Origin of the sequence: Ancylomarina longa (assembly GCF_003996985.1) — a bacterium.
Classification (GTDB): Bacteria; Bacteroidota; Bacteroidia; order Bacteroidales; family Marinifilaceae; genus Ancylomarina_A; species Ancylomarina_A longa.
In genome coordinates this window covers 423,444-441,664 of record NZ_RJJX01000001.1, presented here as the reverse complement: position 1 = coordinate 441,664, position 18,221 = coordinate 423,444, and the positions used below count along the sequence as shown (strand labels likewise).

The 18,221-nt window shown below is 36.2% G+C and carries 13 protein-coding genes; 10 read left to right on the top strand and 3 right to left on the bottom strand.

From position 1 onward, the window contains the following. The first annotated feature begins 2 nt into the window (after positions 1 to 2). The 7 genes from hisD to hisIE all read left to right on the top strand — a co-directional run bounded on the left by hisD (position 3) and on the right by hisIE (position 6,435). Entirely contained in the window at positions 3 to 1,295 is a 1,293-nt protein-coding gene (gene hisD, locus DLK05_RS01730; RefSeq protein WP_127342246.1) for a histidinol dehydrogenase, read from the top strand. Between the two features lie 6 nt (positions 1,296 to 1,301). Continuing rightward, positions 1,302 to 2,393, top strand: coding sequence for a histidinol-phosphate transaminase (gene hisC / locus DLK05_RS01725; protein WP_127342245.1), 1,092 nt, complete (start codon positions 1,302 to 1,304; stop codon positions 2,391 to 2,393). After that, positions 2,362 to 3,507, top strand: coding sequence for a bifunctional histidinol-phosphatase/imidazoleglycerol-phosphate dehydratase HisB (gene hisB / locus DLK05_RS01720; RefSeq protein ID WP_127342244.1), 1,146 nt, complete (start codon positions 2,362 to 2,364; stop codon positions 3,505 to 3,507). The genes hisC and hisB overlap by 32 nt, the downstream gene beginning before the upstream one ends. Positions 3,508 to 3,577: 70 nt before the next feature. Then, positions 3,578 to 4,168 (top strand): imidazole glycerol phosphate synthase subunit HisH, encoded by a 591-nt coding sequence (gene hisH / locus DLK05_RS01715; protein WP_127342243.1) that lies wholly within the window; start codon positions 3,578 to 3,580, stop codon positions 4,166 to 4,168. Between the two features lie 30 nt (positions 4,169 to 4,198). After that, the gene (hisA, locus tag DLK05_RS01710; RefSeq protein ID WP_209319651.1) at positions 4,199 to 4,930 is read left to right on the top strand and encodes a 1-(5-phosphoribosyl)-5-[(5-phosphoribosylamino)methylideneamino]imidazole-4-carboxamide isomerase; all 732 of its coding nucleotides are present in this window, start codon (positions 4,199 to 4,201) and stop codon (positions 4,928 to 4,930) included. Between the two features lie 2 nt (positions 4,931 to 4,932). Then, positions 4,933 to 5,688, top strand: a complete 756-nt coding sequence (hisF, locus tag DLK05_RS01705; RefSeq protein ID WP_127342242.1) for an imidazole glycerol phosphate synthase subunit HisF — start codon at positions 4,933 to 4,935, stop codon at positions 5,686 to 5,688. A 123-nt stretch (positions 5,689 to 5,811) separates the two neighbouring features. Beyond that, on the top strand, positions 5,812 to 6,435 hold the full coding sequence (gene hisIE, locus DLK05_RS01700; RefSeq protein ID WP_127342241.1) for a bifunctional phosphoribosyl-AMP cyclohydrolase/phosphoribosyl-ATP diphosphatase HisIE: 624 nt from the start codon (positions 5,812 to 5,814) through the stop codon (positions 6,433 to 6,435). A gap of 171 nt (positions 6,436 to 6,606) precedes the next feature. Here hisIE and DLK05_RS01695 read toward each other — a convergent pair whose 3' ends face one another. Further along, positions 6,607 to 8,997, bottom strand: coding sequence for a TonB-dependent receptor (locus DLK05_RS01695; RefSeq protein WP_127342240.1), 2,391 nt, complete (start codon positions 8,995 to 8,997; stop codon positions 6,607 to 6,609). A gap of 797 nt (positions 8,998 to 9,794) precedes the next feature. Here DLK05_RS01695 and DLK05_RS01690 point away from each other — a divergent pair. Then, complete coding sequence (locus DLK05_RS01690; protein WP_127342239.1) at positions 9,795 to 10,826, top strand: carbohydrate-binding family 9-like protein; 1,032 nt, start codon at positions 9,795 to 9,797, stop codon at positions 10,824 to 10,826. Positions 10,827 to 10,850: 24 nt separating this feature from the next. Here DLK05_RS01690 and DLK05_RS01685 read toward each other — a convergent pair whose 3' ends face one another. Further along, complete coding sequence (locus tag DLK05_RS01685) at positions 10,851 to 11,690, bottom strand: mechanosensitive ion channel family protein (RefSeq protein WP_127342238.1); 840 nt, start codon at positions 11,688 to 11,690, stop codon at positions 10,851 to 10,853. A gap of 398 nt (positions 11,691 to 12,088) precedes the next feature. Between DLK05_RS01685 and DLK05_RS01680 the strand changes: the two genes are divergently transcribed. Beyond that, positions 12,089 to 15,268, top strand: a complete 3,180-nt coding sequence (locus tag DLK05_RS01680) for a TonB-dependent receptor (protein WP_127342237.1) — start codon at positions 12,089 to 12,091, stop codon at positions 15,266 to 15,268. A gap of 879 nt (positions 15,269 to 16,147) precedes the next feature. Here DLK05_RS01680 and DLK05_RS17400 read toward each other — a convergent pair. Continuing rightward, on the bottom strand, positions 16,148 to 16,306 hold the full coding sequence (locus tag DLK05_RS17400; protein ID WP_209319650.1) for a hypothetical protein: 159 nt from the start codon (positions 16,304 to 16,306) through the stop codon (positions 16,148 to 16,150). A gap of 39 nt (positions 16,307 to 16,345) precedes the next feature. Between DLK05_RS17400 and ggt the strand changes: the two genes are divergently transcribed. Continuing rightward, complete coding sequence (ggt, locus tag DLK05_RS01675; RefSeq protein WP_209319649.1) at positions 16,346 to 18,046, top strand: gamma-glutamyltransferase; 1,701 nt, start codon at positions 16,346 to 16,348, stop codon at positions 18,044 to 18,046. Positions 18,047 to 18,221: the final 175 nt, after the last annotated feature.

The window sequence follows — 18,221 nt, the reverse complement described above, 5'->3', positions numbered from 1 at the left end:
AAATGCAAATAATAAATTATCCCCAAAAGGAAGATTGGAAAGAGATCCTCGTTCGTCCATCAATCGATAAAGATGAATTGGAAGAAGTGGTAAATCAAATTTATAAAGAGATTAAGCAGGACGGAGACAAAGCACTCTTTAAATATACATGGTTCTACGATAGAATAAAATTAGACCAATTAGAAGTTAGTGTTGAGGAAATTGATGAGGCCGAAGATGTAATCAGTCAGGAATTAAAAGATGCATTATCCAAAGCAGCAGAGAATATTGAGAGATTTCATAAGGCACAATTTACGGAATCAAAGGAGGTTGAAACATCTACTGGAGTAGTATGTTGGAGAAAAACCACTCCAATTGAAAAGGTAGGTCTTTATGTTCCGGGGGGAAGTGCACCCTTGTTTTCTACGGTGTTGATGCTTGGAATTCCCGCTAAATTAGCAGGATGTGAGGAAATCATTCTGTGCACTCCTCCCGGCAAGGATGGTAAGATTGATCCTGCGATATTATATGCTAGTAAATTGGTTGGTGTGGATCGTGTGTTTCGGGTTGGTGGGGTACAAGCTATTGGTGCTATGGCATTTGGGACAGAATCTATTCCAAGCGTATATAAGATATTTGGACCGGGTAATCAATTTGTTACTGCTGCAAAGCAAAGAGTGAATAATCTGGGTGTGGCGATTGATATGCCGGCTGGTCCTTCCGAAGTAATGGTCTTGGCAGATGATAGTGCTAATCCGGTATTTGTGGCTGCAGATTTATTATCACAAGCCGAACATGGTGCAGATAGTCAAGTGATTTTGGTGACATGGGATGTTGACTTGGTAAAAAAAGTGGAGGTCGAAGTGGAGAAGCAAATCAATGTTCTCTCTCGCAAAGAAGTTGCTGATTTAGCATTAAAGAATTCTAAAATTATCGTAGTGAGTTCTCTGGAGGAAGCATTGGATTTGAGTAATCAATATGGTCCTGAGCATTTAATTGTATCGGTGAAGGAGGAGGAGAAACTGGTAAAAGGAATAAGAAATGCAGGTTCTGTATTTCTTGGGAATTATACTCCTGAGAGTGCTGGTGATTATGCGTCGGGAACCAATCATACATTGCCAACCAATGGTTATGCAAAGGCATATTCAGGAGTGAGTCTGGAGTCCTTCATGAAGAATATTTCCTTTCAGAAAATTACTAAAGAGGGATTACAGAATCTGGGACCTGTAATTGAAATAATGGCGAAGGCGGAGCAATTAGATGCGCACAGTAATGCTGTGAGTGTCCGTTTACAGAAAATAAATGCAGAAGGATAAAATCGTATGGATACATCAAATTTTGATTTAAAAAAACTTCTTCGTAAAAATGTAAAGAACTTGATTCCCTATTCTTCTGCCAGAGATGAGTTTACAGGTAAGGCTTCTGTGTTTTTGGATGCCAATGAAAATCCTTTTGAAAATGGGGTGAATCGCTATCCCGATCCTTTGCAAAGACAATTGAAAAAACGTATTGGAGAAATAAAGAGCGTTGATTCGGATCGGTTGATATTGGGGAATGGTAGCGATGAGGTGATTGATCTTTTGTTTCGAGCTTTTTGCGAGCCAAATACAGACAATGTGGTGATATGTACGCCAACTTATGGAATGTATGAGGTGGCTGCAAATATTAATGCTGTTGAAATTCGGAAGGCTGCATTGAATTCTGATTTTCAACCTGAAGTACAACTTGTTCTGAATACCACAGACCAAAATACGAAATTGCTTTTTCTCTGCTCTCCGAATAATCCCACGGCAAATTTGTATGAGGAAGTCCGTGTGTTTGAATTGTTAAATAAATTTTCGGGAATTGTAGTTGTGGATGAGGCGTATATCGACTTTGCAAAAGATAAAACCTATACTAAATATTTGAATCAATTTCCTAATCTTGTGATCTTACAAACCTTATCGAAGGCATGGGGAATGGCTGGTATTCGTTTAGGCATTGGAATGGCATCCAATGAAATTGTTCAATTTCTGAATCGGATTAAGCCTCCTTATAATGTGAATAGTCTGACGCAAAAAAAGGCATTGGAAGCTTTGAAAAAGGAAAAAATCTATGAAAAACAAATAGAACTTATATTGAAGGAACGAACAAGTTTGTTTGGTTTCTTATCTAAGTGTGAATTTGTGGAGAAAGTGTATTCTTCTGATGCCAACTTTCTTTTGATAAAAGTGAAGGATGCCAGCGGATTGTATGATTATTTGTTGAGACAAGGGATTGTGATTCGGGATCGTTCAAAAATAGAAAGCTTAGAACAGTGTGTAAGAATTAGCGTGGGAACCAAAGAAGAAAATCGATTGCTCAAAAAAGCTTTATTAAGCTTTGATACCAAATTTAGAGAAAATGACAACAAAAAAGAAAGTTCTATTTATTGATCGGGATGGAACCCTGATTTTGGAGCCGCCCGTAGATTTTCAAGTGGACAGCTTGGAGAAATTAGAGTTTTATCCGGGAGTATTTGGGGGATTATCAAAAATTGTAAAACAACTTGATTTTGAATTGGTAATGGTGACCAATCAGGATGGATTGGGAAGTTATGCTTACCCGGAGAATACTTTTTGGCCTGCTCATAATAAGATGATGAAAGGCTTTGCCAATGAAGGAATTTCTTTTGATGAGGTATGTATCGATCGTAGTTTTCCGGAAGATAATGTTGCGACGAGGAAACCTGGCACGGCAATGCTTACGAAATATTTTACAGAAGAGTATGATCTGAAAAGCTCTTTTGTGATTGGGGATCGCTGGACGGATATGGAGTTGGCAAAAAATTTAAATTCCAAGGCTATTTTTATCACGACAAGTGGGGAAGTGGGAGATGGGGAGTTGTCTGAATCTAAGAAGGAACTGGAGTCTTGTATTGTTTTACGAACAAGTGACTGGGAAAATATATTTGAATTCTTGCGATTAGAGGAAAGAACGGCAAGCCTAGTAAGAAATACCAATGAAACCAAAATATCCATTGAATTGGATTTAGATGGAGAAGGAAATGGGGATATTGATACCGGAATTGGATCCTTCGATCATATGCTCGATCAGATTGCCCGTCATGCTGGAGTGAATTTAAAAGTGAAAGTTGATGGAGATTTAGAGGTTGATGAACATCATACAATTGAAGATACAGCTATCGCCTTAGGAGAAGTATTCAAGAAAGCTTTGGGTAGTAAATTAGGCTTAGATCGATATGGATTTTGTTTACCAATGGACGATTGTCTGGCTCAGGTTGCTATTGACTTTGGAGGTAGAAATTGGTTGGTATGGGAAGCTGAATTTAAGCGCGAGATGATCGGAGGAATGCCTACGGAAATGTTCTTTCATTTTTTTAAATCTTTTACTGATGGAGCTTCCTGCAATTTGAATATCAAAGCAGAAGGTCAAAATGAACATCACAAAATTGAAGCGATTTTTAAGGCGTTGGCAAGGGCAATACGAATGGCAATTCGCAGGGATGCGAACTGTTTGCAATTGCCTAGTACTAAAGGGAAACTTTAGAGATATCTATCTGGTAATTCAGAGGATAGAATTCTATCTTTTTAAGAATATTCCGAAATAAGAGACAAGAATGAAAGATCAAAAAATTGTAATTATAGATTATGATGCAGGAAATATACAATCTGTAAAGTATGCTTTCGAGCGATTGGGAGTTTTTCCAATTGTATCCAATCAGGAGGAAGAAATTCGTACTGCTGATAAAGTGATTTTTCCTGGAGTTGGCGAGGCATCATGGGCGATGAACTCGCTTCGCAAAAATGGATTGCACATGGTAATTCCTTCTCTGAAACAACCTGTCTTGGGTATTTGTTTGGGAATGCAATTGATGTGCGAAAGTTCGGAGGAAGGAGATTCTTCAGCAATGGGGATTTTTCCAGCTCATGTGAGGCGATTTAGTAAAGATCGAAAAGTCCCGCATATGGGTTGGAATCAGTTAACTAATCTGAAAGGAGGCTTATTCAAAGGAATATCCGAAAAGGCATTTGCCTATTTTGTACATTCCTATTATGTTCCGATGACAGGAGAATCTGTTGCCAATTGTGATTACATTCAAACATTTAGTGCTGCCTTGCAAAAGGATAATTTTTACGCATGTCAGTTTCATCCTGAAAAATCGGGAGAAGTTGGTAATCAGATCTTAAAAAACTTTCTCAATCTATGAGGATATGTAGGAATAAATAGAAGAAATTAAATGACGGAAATTAAAATAATACCCGCTATAGATACCATACAGGGACGATGTGTGCGTTTGACGAAAGGCGATTACAATACGGAAAAAGTGTATAACGAAGATCCTCTTTTGGTGGCTAAAGAATTTGAAAAAATCGGAATTACTCGTCTTCATTTGGTGGATTTGGAAGGAGCAAAATCAGGACATATTTGCAATGCAGCGGTATTGAAACGAGTAGCTGAAGGAACTAATTTAAAAATAGATTTTGGCGGCGGTGTTAAATCTGATGCAGATATAGAATTAGCTTTTCAATCTGGCGCTACTCAGGTAACAGGAGGAAGTGTAGCCGTATCAAATCCAGAATTGTTCGAACGATGGTTGGATCAATATGGACCAGAAAAAATTATTCTAGGTGCTGATGTTCGCAATGAAATGATTTCTATTTCAGGATGGAAGAAAGATTCTGATTATCATTTGTATCGTTTTTTGGAAAAATATCAAGCCAAGGGAATAAAGCGTATCATATGTACAGATATATCGAAGGATGGTATGTTACAAGGTCCTGCAATTGATTTATATCGTGGAATAATAAAAGAGTTTCCTAATTTGGAATTAGTAGCCAGTGGTGGCGTTGGAGAGATTGATGACGTGCGTATCCTGAATGAAATTGGATGTTGGGGTGTGATTATTGGCAAGGCCATTTACGAGAAGAGAATAGAAGTTAAGGAATTGGTTCAAGAATTTATACTGTAGAGATGTTAGCAAAACGTATTATACCATGTCTGGATGTGAAAGATGGGCGAACAGTGAAAGGAGTCAACTTTGTTGATCTTCGGGATGCTGGTGATGCAGTAGAGTTGGCCTCATACTATGCCGATCAGGGTGCTGATGAATTGGTATTTCTAGATATTACCGCAACACACGAAAAAAGAAAAACACTGGTAGAACTGGTTCAGAAAGTGGCTAGGGAATTAAATATTCCATTTACCGTTGGTGGAGGAATTTCCACTATTGCTGATGTAGGAGTGCTTTTGAATGCAGGAGCTGATAAGGTCTCTATTAATTCTTCCGCAGTGCGAAATCCAAATCTCATATCGGAATTGGCTTCTCGTTTTGGAAGTCAGTGTGTAGTTGTGGCAATTGATGCAAAATGTACCGATGGTGATTGGGAAGTTTATTTAAATGGCGGGAGAATTGCAACAGGCATCAATTTGTTCGACTGGGTTTTGAAGGTGGAAAAACTTGGTGCTGGCGAGATTTTATTTACTTCTATGAATCACGACGGAACTAAAAATGGATTTGCCAATGAAACTCTGGCACAAATATCCGAAATGGTAAATATACCGATAATAGCATCTGGCGGAGCTGGGAATAGGCAGCATTTTGCGGACACTTTCACCGAAGGAAAAGCAGATGCGGCGCTTGCAGCAAGTGTTTTTCATTTTAAGGAAATTGAAATTCCTGATTTGAAAACATTTCTAAAAGACAAAGGAATACCAATAAGAATTTAACAAACCACAAAAATTAATAGGTGAGAAGGGTTGAATGCTAATTGTCTTAGAAAGATCACAAACTTGATTTTTTTCTTTTGCAATTTTCTGTAATCCCATGTCTCACATTTTATATCAAAAATTATGAATTTTAAAGAATTAACAAACCAAATTGATTTTGAAAAAGGAGAAGGATTGGTTCCCGCAATTATACAAGATGTGAAAACACAAAAGGTTTTAATGTTGGGATATATGAATAAAGAATCCTATGAAAAAACCATCGAAACAGGAAAAGTGACTTTTTTTAGTCGGAGTAAACAGAGGCTTTGGACCAAAGGGGAGGAAAGTGGGAATTTTTTAAACCTGAAAGACCTGAGTTTGGATTGTGATAAGGATACTTTGCTTGTGAAGGTAGATCCGGTAGGACCGGTTTGCCATAAGGGAACAGACACTTGCTGGGCAGAGGAGAATAGAGCTGGAAATATTGACTTTCTTTTGCAATTACAGCAGGTGATTACGGAGCGAAAAAAGAATCTTTCCGAAAAGTCTTATACTGCCAGTTTGTTTCAGAAGGGAATTAATAAGATTGCTCAAAAAGTTGGGGAAGAGGCCGTTGAGTTAGTGATCGAAGCAAAAGACGACAATCAGGAATTATTTATGGGAGAGGCTGCTGATTTACTTTTTCACTATTTGGTTCTTTTATCTGCAAAAGAGTATAGGCTGGAACAAGTTATTGATGTTTTGAAACAGCGTCATAAATTGAGTTAATATTTGCATTGTAAAAATATTTTCGACGAATGGAGATGAGAGTATTTCTATATAAACCGGATAGGTTTTCAAAACCTATCCGGTTTAATTGCTTATTTACAAATATTTTCCCAGGATAATTTTTCAAGTTTAGCGAAAGATGGGATAAGTTCGTTATCCTGTTTTTATGGTTTAAAAACTTCCTCTTAATCCTAAAATAAAATTTCTTCCGGGAGCAGCAATTCCTGATGAATAAGGACGATAACGCTTATCTGAAATATTTTCGATTCCTGCATTTACCTGTAAAAGTTTATTTAACTGATAACTGGCTTTTAAGTTTAAAGTAAACCATGAGGGAGAATATGGTTTTCCTTCACTGTTTGTGGCATACATATAGGTTTTGTTTTGTTCCGAAGGAGCTAAATTTTCATTAGATATTTTACCATTATAGTTTGCATATAAATCAGCTTTTATTTTTTCAGCTTTTAATATGATGTGTGTACTGCCAAATAATGGAGCAACATGTCTTAATGGCACTCCATCCTGATCTTCACCTTTGGTATATGTTAGATTTGTCTTAAAAGATAAATATTTAATAATATCAGCATATAAACCCAATTGTATTCCGTAAACTTTTGCTTTATCAGCATTAACAAGTGCTTGTACTCTACTTAATTCACCATCGTACATAATTGAATCCTGACCGTCAAAAGTAAAATTACGTCGTACCATGGCATCTTTCAACAGAGTATAAAATCCTGTTGCTTCAATCTGGATTTTATCATTTATAGTTTTAATTATTCCAAAATCTATATTATATGCATATTCCGAATTTAAATCTTTATTAGGCACAACAACATTACCTGGTTCGGAATCAAATGTTTTCCCTATATCATCAATATTTGGTGCTCTAAATCCAGTAGAAGTATTTAGATTAAATTGCCAGCTTTTATTTGGTCTGAAAACAAGACCAATACTACCATTTAGTGCTCCTGTATTGATGCTTATTTTATTGAATGAAAATTTGTAAAAAGTAGTGTCAAAATCAGCATCTAATAAAATTCGGCTATATCTAATGCCTGCAATAAAAGTCATTTTTGTATTCAGATTATTTTTGTAATTCAAATAGCCTGCATAAGATGTATAATTTGAATCATCGGGATATCTGCTTGCATGAGGTGTAATTTCTTTTGTTTCAATATTTCTTTTTTGTCCGGATGAATTTACTTTGTTTGTAACAGCTTCAAGACCATAGAATAAAAAGCTTTTTTGGTTCAGTTGTTTATCAAAGTCAAGATTTGCCGAAAAGGCTTTTACTTTTTCGGTTCTTTCTCTTATTTCATCTTTACCAAATTTTCGGTCATGTCTGCTTTCTTCATAATTCTGATAAGCAATAATTAATTTTGCCTCATCAAATAGTTTTGTAGAATTAGAATATTTCACATTCAGAATATTCATCATCCATTTTTGCGGACCATAATACCAGTTGGCATATTTAAGCTTTCCTTTTTTGTATTGTATCAGCCTGTCGTATCGTGGCACATCTGATAATTTGGAGCAATGAAATCCATAATTAATATCCAGTTTTTCATTTGGTCTGAATCTGATTTTTTGCATCACATTCATCTGATTGTAACCGGAGTATTTTTGTATGTTTTCATTATCGTTTTTCATGATATAGTCTTGCCCGTTTATCCTGGTAACATATTCTGGACGTACATATTCATGATTTCCTTTACTTCCCATTTTTAAATCACCAAAATTACTATGTGTGATGCTTGATAAGAAACTCCACTTTTCAGTACCAAAATTAAAGTTGAGATGCCCTGTTTTTTCATTATTTGCTGATGAATATCTGCTTAGTGCATTTGCTGTAAAATCCAATTTATCTGTGGTTGTTAATTTAGGTCGTAGAGTATGAAAATCCATAACTCCTCCAATTGCATCGCTACCGTAAATAACTGAGCCCGGTCCGAAAATTACTTCGGCATTTTCAATACTATTTGCATCCAACGAAATAATGTTTTGTAAATTTCCACTTCGGTAAATTGCATTATTCATTCTTACACCATCAACAACAATTAAAATTCTGTTGGTTGCAAATCCTCTTATCATCGGACTACCACCTCCCATCTGACTTTTTTGAATAAAAACTTCATTTGATGTGCCCAGTAAATCTGCTGTGGTTTGTGGATTTGTAAATTTTATTTCTTTGGTTGAAATTGTTGCTATCTTATTGGGAACTTCTTTTTTGTTTTGTTCCCAACGATTAGCTGAAACAATAACTTCGTTTAGTTTTAGAATACTTTCTGATAGTTTTATTTTGAAATTTGCACGCTTTAAATTTTCATAACTAATTGTATCATTTTCAAAAGAAGAATGCTGGAAGATCAGTATTTCATTATTTCCAAAAGCACTTATATCTGCTTCCCCTTTTTTATTTGTTAACATTGATTTGTTGTTACTGAAAATATATACATTTTCAATTGGTTGTATATTGGTTTTATCTATAACCTTTACTGTTTGAGAAGTCCCTAAAACAGTAATGAAATTTAACAGGAACATTGTGTAAAAGAATCTCATATAATTATATTAGGTTGTTGTGTGAAACTTAGTGTGAATTAAATAATTTAAGGATACAATTGTTCAGATGTATCCTTAATCATTCTTTAAAATCTGTTCATTGTTAATTTATAGTCACCATAAAAACAAATTTATGCCACGAGCAAATCTACAAATTTTATCAGACAACGAAATGTTTAAATTGTGTTACATAACAAGTTTAAGCTGCTTTGGAAAATAGCTTGTTGCCAAGTCTGAAATTCTATCATTACTAATCTGGCTTAAAGATGTACTTTAAACCTTTGCTTGCTATTAATTTATTTAAGTGTATCATCATAATTTGCGACAATATAAGGTGAAGTGTTCTGCGAAACTGTAAAATGATTTATTTTAATAGTTGAACTCTACTTAGTGTTTAAGAATTAAATTTTGATTTTTTTTAAGATTGTAACTAAACCTGATTAGTAGAAGATGTTGGAGCAGTAAAACACGTTGTATTGTAAGCTCTGATTGGGTTGCATGTATAAAATAGCCAAATTTATTCCTTAGCTTCGTGGTTAAAATTTAAATCAAGTTAAGTTCTCGAAAGTTTCTATAGAAGTTGAATTTTAACACTGTCAGGGAAGCGTGAAGGAATGAAAAATTTGGGCGATCCGGAGTAGGCATGTGTGAGGAAGCAGTAAATTTTTTTGTTTACTTTTTTCATCAAGAAAAACAGTGAAAATTCGTTTGCTTGTAGGATAAAAGGTAGTAAAAGAATAATTGCGATATCTGTCGTAATTAATGTATAATTAGATTATTAAATAAATCATATACTTATGAAGGATATTTTCACATTTCTTTTCTTATTTGTTTTACCTGTTTCTATATTTGCTCAAAAACATCCAGAATCTTATGTCTGCTACAAAACATCGGAGTCAATTACGGTAGATGGGGCAGTTTCGGAATCAGACTGGGCAAAAGCAGAATGGAGTCATAATTTTGTGGATATAGAGGGAGATAAGAAGCCATTGCCTACATACCATACAAGAGTAAAAATGTTGTGGGATGAGGATTATTTTTATGTCGCAGCGGAATTACAGGAACCACATATTTGGGCAAAATTGAATCAACGCGATGCTGTAATATTTCATGATAACGATTTTGAGGTGTTTATTGATCCGCAGGGTGATAATCATTTGTATTACGAATTTGAGATGAATGCTTTAAATACCATTTGGGATTTATTATTGGCAAAACCTTATCGGGATGGGGCACCTGCTATTAATGCATGGGATATAAAAGGATTAAAATCGGCGGTGAAAATTTATGGAAGTATTAATGATTCTTCCAATGCAGATGAAAAATGGACTGTTGAAATAGCTTTTCCCTGGAAGGTATTGAAAGAGTGTGCTCCCGGGCAACGTAAACCATTATCAGGAGAGCAATGGAGAGTGAATTTTTCGCGTGTGAATTGGGATGTTGAGGTAGTTGATGGCAATTATCAAAAAAAGAAAGACCCCAAAACCAGGAAAACTCTTCCTGAGCATAATTGGGTGTGGTCGCCACAGGGCGTAATTGCAATGCATCAGCCGGAAACCTGGGGATATGTGCAATTTTCAGATAAAATTGTTGGAGAGGATACCGAAATGTTTATCCCCGATGAAGATTATATCACAAAAATAACTTTGATTCGTATCTATCAGCAAGAAAAAAAATATTTTGCAGAAAAAGGTTACTATTCTGTTGAGATAAAACCTGGTTTTCAGGGACAAATAGAAATTACCAAAAAACAGTTCTTGGCATATTTAAAGGGCAATTCCGGAAAAATTTGGTATATCAATCAGGAAAGTAAGCTTTGGAGTGAATAATAGCGGAGATTATAGGATGCTGAGCTATAAAGTCTCCGATTTAATATGAATATCTCTTTGTGGGAAAGGAATACTAATATTATTTTTTGCAAATGCTTTATTGATTCCGAACCGAAGATCACTTTTTATAAATTCCACCCGGAAATTCTTTTTTGTCCAGAAATACAAACGGAAATCTAGTGATGAGTCACCGAAATTGCGGAAATTCACAAAGGCATTTCTTCGTTTAGAAATTTCGGCATGATTATTTGCTACCTCCAGGAGTATTTTCTCAACCAGCTCTACATTCGAACTATATGCCACGCCTATTTCAACATAAAACCTTGTGATTTCTTCATTGTGACTCCAATTGATAACATTATCGCTTATTAATTTGGAGTTAGGAATAATCATGATGATGTTATCTCTGGTAACAATTTTAGAAGTTCGAAGTCCTATTTCAGATACTTTACCAATAATCTCGTTCTCCAATTCAATAATATCGTTTACTAATAAGTTTCGTTCAAATAAGAGGATGATTCCAGAGGCGATGTCGTGAAAAATCTGTTGAATACCAAGACCAAATCCAACTAACAATGCTGCAGAACTGGCAATAAGCAGCGTGAGATGAATACCAATTGTTTCCAGACTAAATGCAATTACCGATACCCAAATAATGTATTTGACAATCTGGTAAATTGAAGCTCCACTTCCCTGATCCATCTTTTTTTCTTCTGTGAGTCGTTTGAATACTTTTTTTACGATTCGTAGCGTGATGATAGTGGTGAATAATAGCGCGATAATAATGAGTAGATGGTATGGGCTGATGCTGATCGTTTTTGAAGAAATTATTGGATAATTAAGAAATTGATTAAAGCTCTTCATAGGTAGTATTGATTATTTAATTGGAATTTGCTTCAGTATTATTTGGTCCTCAAATAAAAGTGAAAGTAAGTTTTTTTGATGAGTTAGGGAAGTATTTCGCTACGGAGAATATAAAATAGGATGAAATTTAAAAAAAAATTAAAAAATAATAATTGATGATAAAATTTGATATTCGGTATGAAAGTATGTTAAGCAACATGTTTCGGAAGGCTCGATTCCTTTAACAAATTTTAACATTCAAACTTTATTGCAGATGGTTAAGTGTCGGGTAATATGTTGTCGGATTATTGTTTTCAAACACCTCTAAGTCCATAAGCATAAGGTGTGAAGCTCTTTATTGTCGAGAGCTTTTTGTATTTTTACACTTACCTAATTATATAATCTAATCTTAGTTGAATATGAATAAATTAAAATTGCTATTTCTGATTACTGCAATGGCGACATGTTTGCCAAATGCATTTTCACAAGGGGTAACCACCTCTTCAATGAATGGAAAAATAGTTGATAGTAAAAATGAACCTGTTTTTGCAGCAACTGTTGTAGCCACTCATACACCAACTGGAACTCAATACGGAACCATTACACAGGAAGATGGGCGTTTTGATATCCGAAACATGAAGGTTGGCGGACCATATACTGTTACAGTAACATTTATTGGTTACAAGGAAACCAAACAGGAAAACATCTATTTGCTGTTGAATAAATCTGCAGAGATCAATTTGGTTCTTAACGAGGATAATGTTCAGATTGACGAGATTACTATTGTTTACGATAAAAATGATGTAATCAGTCAGAATCGAACCGGCGCACAAACCAGTGTAGATCGGGAGAAAATTGTTGCTTTGCCTACAATTTCCAGAAGTCAGGCAGATATGACCAGATTAACTCCTGAATCTGATGGAAACAGTTTTGGTGGTCGTAACAATCTATACAACAACTTCTCTTTAGACGGATCTATCTTCAACAACTCATTTGGATTGGATGTTGCAACTCCAGGAGGACAGGCTGATGCTCAACCAGTATCATTGGATGCAATTGATCAGATTCAAGTTTCATTGGCTCCCTTTGATGTTCGTGAAGGTGGTTTTACCGGAGCGGGTGTAAATGCGGTTACAAAATCAGGAACCAATCAATTTAAAGGTTCTACCTACTACTTTTTCCGTAACGAGAATATGATTGGTAATAAAGTAAATGGTTTAACCGTGAAAAACCTTGACTTTAGTACTAAGCAATACGGTGTTAGTCTTGGTGGTCCAATCATCAAAAATAAATTGTTTTTCTTCGTTAACTATGAGCAGGAAAGAAGAGACCAGCAAGCACATGGTTTTGTAGCAGATAATGGTACTAATACTGGTAATTCAAATACAACCAGTGTGGCCGAAGCTGATATTAAAGCTGTACAGCAACATTTTATGGAACGTTGGGGATACGATACAGGAGCTTATCAGAATTATAATCACAAAACTTCCAATAATAAGTTTTTGATCAAATTGGATGCGAACTTATCTCCAAAGCACAATTTTGTTTTGCGTTATAATATGTTGGATGCCTACAGAGATATCCTTCCTCACCCAGAAGCAGTACTTGGAAGAGGTCCAACAAGTTTTAGATTGCCATTCGAAAATTCGTCTTACCGTATTTTTAATAAAATTCATTCGGTAGTTGGAGAACTACATTCTATGTTCTCAAGTAAATTAGCCAATAAATTTATGGCAGGTTATACTGCTTTCCGCGATAAGCGTAATCCTCATTCTACTCCATTTCCTGTTGTTGATATCCTGGATCAGAATGGTAATATTGCAATTACTGCTGGTTCAGAAATGTTCTCAACCAACAACAGATTGAATCAGGATGTAATTCAGGTGTCAGATAATTTGACATACTATGCCGATCGTCACACGTTTACTTTGGGTTTTAACTATGAGCGTTTCAAATTTGAAAATTCTTTTAATCTTTTCTATTATCCATGGATCACTGCATTTAGTGTTCAGGACTTTTTGGATGATAATTTCGCGTATTTTGTGGGAAATCCAACAGGCGATTTAAATCAGGATGTTACCGATGCACAAAAAAATCCATTCGCATGGTCGGATGTTGATGTTGCTCAAATCGCATTTTATGCTCAAGATGAATTTCAGGTAAATGATGATTTGAAATTAACTTTTGGTTTACGTTTGGATGTTCCTAAATATTATAATGATATACCTCAGGATGAAGCAACCGATCGTGGTAAAAACTTTGATGGTTGGGTAAATGAGAATGGAAACTCTGTTAAATTAGATCCAGCTACCTGGCCCGATGCAAAAATAATGTGGTCGCCTCGATTCGGTTTTAACTGGGATGTGAAAGGTGATAATACCATGCAATTACGAGGTGGTTCTGGTATTTTTACCGGTCGTATTCCTTTTGTTTGGTTAGGGAATCAATCCACGAATGCTCGTATCGATGCTGGCTACGAATTTCAGTTGAATGCCACTTCTAAGGATTTCAAATTTCCACAAGTATGGAAAAACAATCTTGCAATGGATGTGAAATTTGGACATGGATGGCTAGCAACAGTAGAAGGAATTTATTCAAAGGATGTAAATGCAGTAGTTCACAGAAACTATAACATGTTGCCACCATCCGGACAATTATCTGGGACAGGTGATACACGTGCACGTTTTGCAGGTTTTAACGAGCAAAATATTTATTCAGCTTCGGCTGGATCAGAAGCTTTTTTGGAAGCAGGAGCTATCGTGATGGATAATACTAAAAAAGGTTATCAGTTTACAGCAACAGCTAAATTAGCAAAGAAATGGAATTCAGGATTGTCTGCTGATATTGCATATACTTATTTAAGTGCAAAAGATTTAACTTCCATTCCAGCCGAGATTGCAGCGGATGCTTTTCAAAGAAATCCTGTTGTAGGAAATCCTAACATGCCTGCCTACTCATGGTCCAGATATGGTTTACAACACAGAATTATTTCTTCTGTGATGTACAAAGTGAAGTATGGTAAAATGGCATCTTCATTTGCTATGTTCTACGAGGCTGGAAAAGGAAATCGTTATTCCTATACTTATGCCGGTGATGTGAATAATGATGCAATCTCCAATAACGACTTGGTTTATGTTCCTGAAAACTCCAGTGATATTCATTTTGGTACCGTTGTCGATGGTTTGGGTGTTGTTGCTGCAGATGCTGCTCAGCAATGGTCTGCTTTGGATGCATTTATTAGTCAGGATGATCATTTAAGCGATCGAAGAGGAAAGTATGCACAGCGTAATGGAGCAATGTTACCTTGGTATGGTCAAATGGATCTTCGTTTTATGCAGGATTTTAATTTGGATATTCATGGCAAGCAAAATACTTTCCAATTCTCTGTTGATATATTGAATTTTGGAAATATGATAAGCTCTAATTGGGGAGTTCGTCAGTTTGCAACAACGAACAATCCTATCACAGTGAATGGCGTGGACAATAATGGTACTCCATGGTTGCAATTCGATCCAAACTTGAAAAAATCTTACATTGATGATGTAACCGTTAATTCAAAATGGCAGTTACAAATCGGAATACGTTATATTTTTAATTAATAGTTTGTAGTAAACCTTATAATATACACAAGGAAGCTGTTGCAAAATGCAACAGCTTTTTTTAGGTGTATCGTGCATGGTAATAAACTAGGTGTGAGGGGTTGTAGTAACCAAATATTAGCTCAAAGCAGGCTGTCCATCGTGAGGTGGAATCTTGAAGGAAGCATTCGATAAATCTAATGCCGAAGTCTGGCGGCAAGTTCCCGATTCGAGGAATACGAATATCATCAGGCATATCTGATGGGATGAGTTTGCCAACAAAGCAAAGATCAAAACTACAGGAAAATCGGGGTGTAAATGATGCGGGTACATGGAATGAAAGTTATTGGTCTTACCACGGGAGATCTCACAGATGAGCTGAAATAAAAATGGTCAGACACAGTTCCATGAATATACCCTTCTGTTTAGGTTTGTTATACTTCCCTTTCCGTTCCCTAAGCTTTCGTTGTGGTTTGTTGCCCTAATTTTGAGGTTCAGAACCTAAAATTTTACGTTCCCTAACCCCGCCGTTTAGGTACGAAACCCCAAATTATAGGTTACCGACCGTTCTGTTTAGGTTCGTTATACTTCCCTTTCCGTTCCCTAAGCTTTCGTTGTGGTTTGTTAGCCTAATTTTGAGGTTCGGAACCTAAAATTTTACGTTTATCAACCACTCTGAGTAGGCTAAGAACTGCATAATTTCGCTTCCTAAGTCCAACGTTTCGGTTAGTTAAGCCAAATGCTTTGGTAAATAAGCGAAGCATTTCGATACAGAACCCTATTGCTCCTATCACAAAGCCTAATACCTACAAATACAAACAACTAATATTTAATTGCTAATTACAAAATAAAAAAGGGAGGAATAGTAGAGAGGTAGCGAGCTACACTACCAATAACCGTCTAAAGCAAGCAGGATACATCTTCTTTACGGATTATTATCGGAGAAATGGTGTAAATTAAGGAACCGCCCATATACTGAACGGTACGTAGGGTGGTGTGGAAGGACGAAACGGGAATTAATCCCGTTTCTCCTCCGATTCTATTCTCAGACTGTCTCAATTCAATTATCTTTAAGCTTTAATCCTAAATAATTGCGTAATGCATATTAAAAATCACTTACTAATATTCTTCGTTGTTTTTTTTGTGATTTCCTCTTCCTGTCAGATCAATAATATAGGGAAGCATTCAGATAAGGGAATGGTTGTAACAGCCCATTTTCTTGCCAGTGAAGTAGGCGTGGAAATTTTGAAAGAAGGAGGGAATGCTTTTGATGCTGCCGTTGCCGTTCAATTTACTTTAGCAGTAGTTTATCCGAGAGCTGGCAATATTGCCGGTGGTGGATTTGCCCTAATCCGAACTGCTAATGGAGAATACAACGCGCTCGATTTTAGAGAAAAAGCACCAAAAGCTGCCACGAAAAATATGTATCAAGACAAGGAAGGTAATGTGATTCCTGGTTTGAGTCAATTGGGATATTTGGCAGTTGGAGTGCCTGGCTCGGTAGATGGAATGGTGCGTTTGCATCAAAAATATGGAAAATTAAATTGGTCTGCTCTGCTTGAACCTGCCATTAAATTTGCGAAAGAAGGTGTTGTGTTAACCAGGTTAGAAGCTGCTAAATTAAATAATTATAAAAATCAAATTGAATTAATTAACGGAGGGTATGAGAATAATCCTTACCAAAAAAGTGAAGCTTTTGCTACGGGAGATACCTTAAAGAATCCTGAATTGGCAGCAACATTGATACGAATTCAAAAGCAGGGTAGAAAAGGGTTTTACGATGGGGCTATAGCGAAATTTATCATTGACGAAATGCAACAGAACAATGGTTTGATAACTGCTCAGGATTTAAAAGATTATAGAGCTGTATGGCGTACTCCCTTAACAGGAAACTATCGGGATTGTAAGGTGATAGGTATGCCGCCTCCATCAAGCGGAGGAATTGCCTTAATTCAATTGCTTAAAGGGGCACAGGAATACCCAATTCAAAAACTTGGTTTTGCTTCAGCGAGATATATTCATTTGTTAGTAGAGCTGGAACGCAGAGTGTTTGCCGATCGGGCAAAATACCTTGGTGATGGCGATTTTTATCCGGTTCCTGTTAAAGAATTAATCAGCACTTCCTATTTAAAAAAGCGTTTTGCAGATATTCAAATGAATCGGAAAACCGATTCGCGGGAAGTGATGGATGGAGCAGTAGATTTGATCGAAAGCTTCGAAACTACTCATTTCTCTATTGTAGATAAGGATGGCAATGCTATTGCGATTACTACCACGCTAAATGGAAACTATGGAAGTAAGCTGGTGGTGCAGGGCGGTGGTTTCTTTTTAAATAACGAAATGGACGATTTTAGTGCAAAACCTGGTGTTCCCAATCAATTTGGTTTAATTGGGGGCAAAGCAAATGCCATTCAGCCCGAGAAAAGGATGTTGAGTAGTATGTCGCCTACTATCCTGGAGAAAAACAATAAATTGTATATGATTTTGGGATCTCCCGGAGGGTCTACCATCATTACTTCCGTATTTCAGAATATCATCAACGCAGTCGACTTTAAAATGAATCCTCAACAGATTGTAAATGCACTGCGTTTTCATTCTCAATGTTTACCAGACGAAGTGTATGTAGAGCCCAATTTACTTTCGGATAGTATCAGAAAGCAACTTGAACAAATGGGTCATATTATTAAAGAAGTGCCCAAAATAGGAATGATGGCAAATATAATGATAGAATCAAGCGGTGCCTATATTGGTGTTGCTGATACTTTAAGACATGCTGATAGCAGAGCTGTTGGGTATTGAATTTAGAAAAGGTGGAATGTAAATCCAATGGGCGGCCTGAATATCTTTATTCAATTATAATTAGCGACTATTAATCTCGAGTAAGATACAATCCCAAGTCCTATTTATAAAAAAGGGAAATTGGCCATCCCATTTGTATTTACAAGCTTCTAAAATAATAACATTTTCATACACA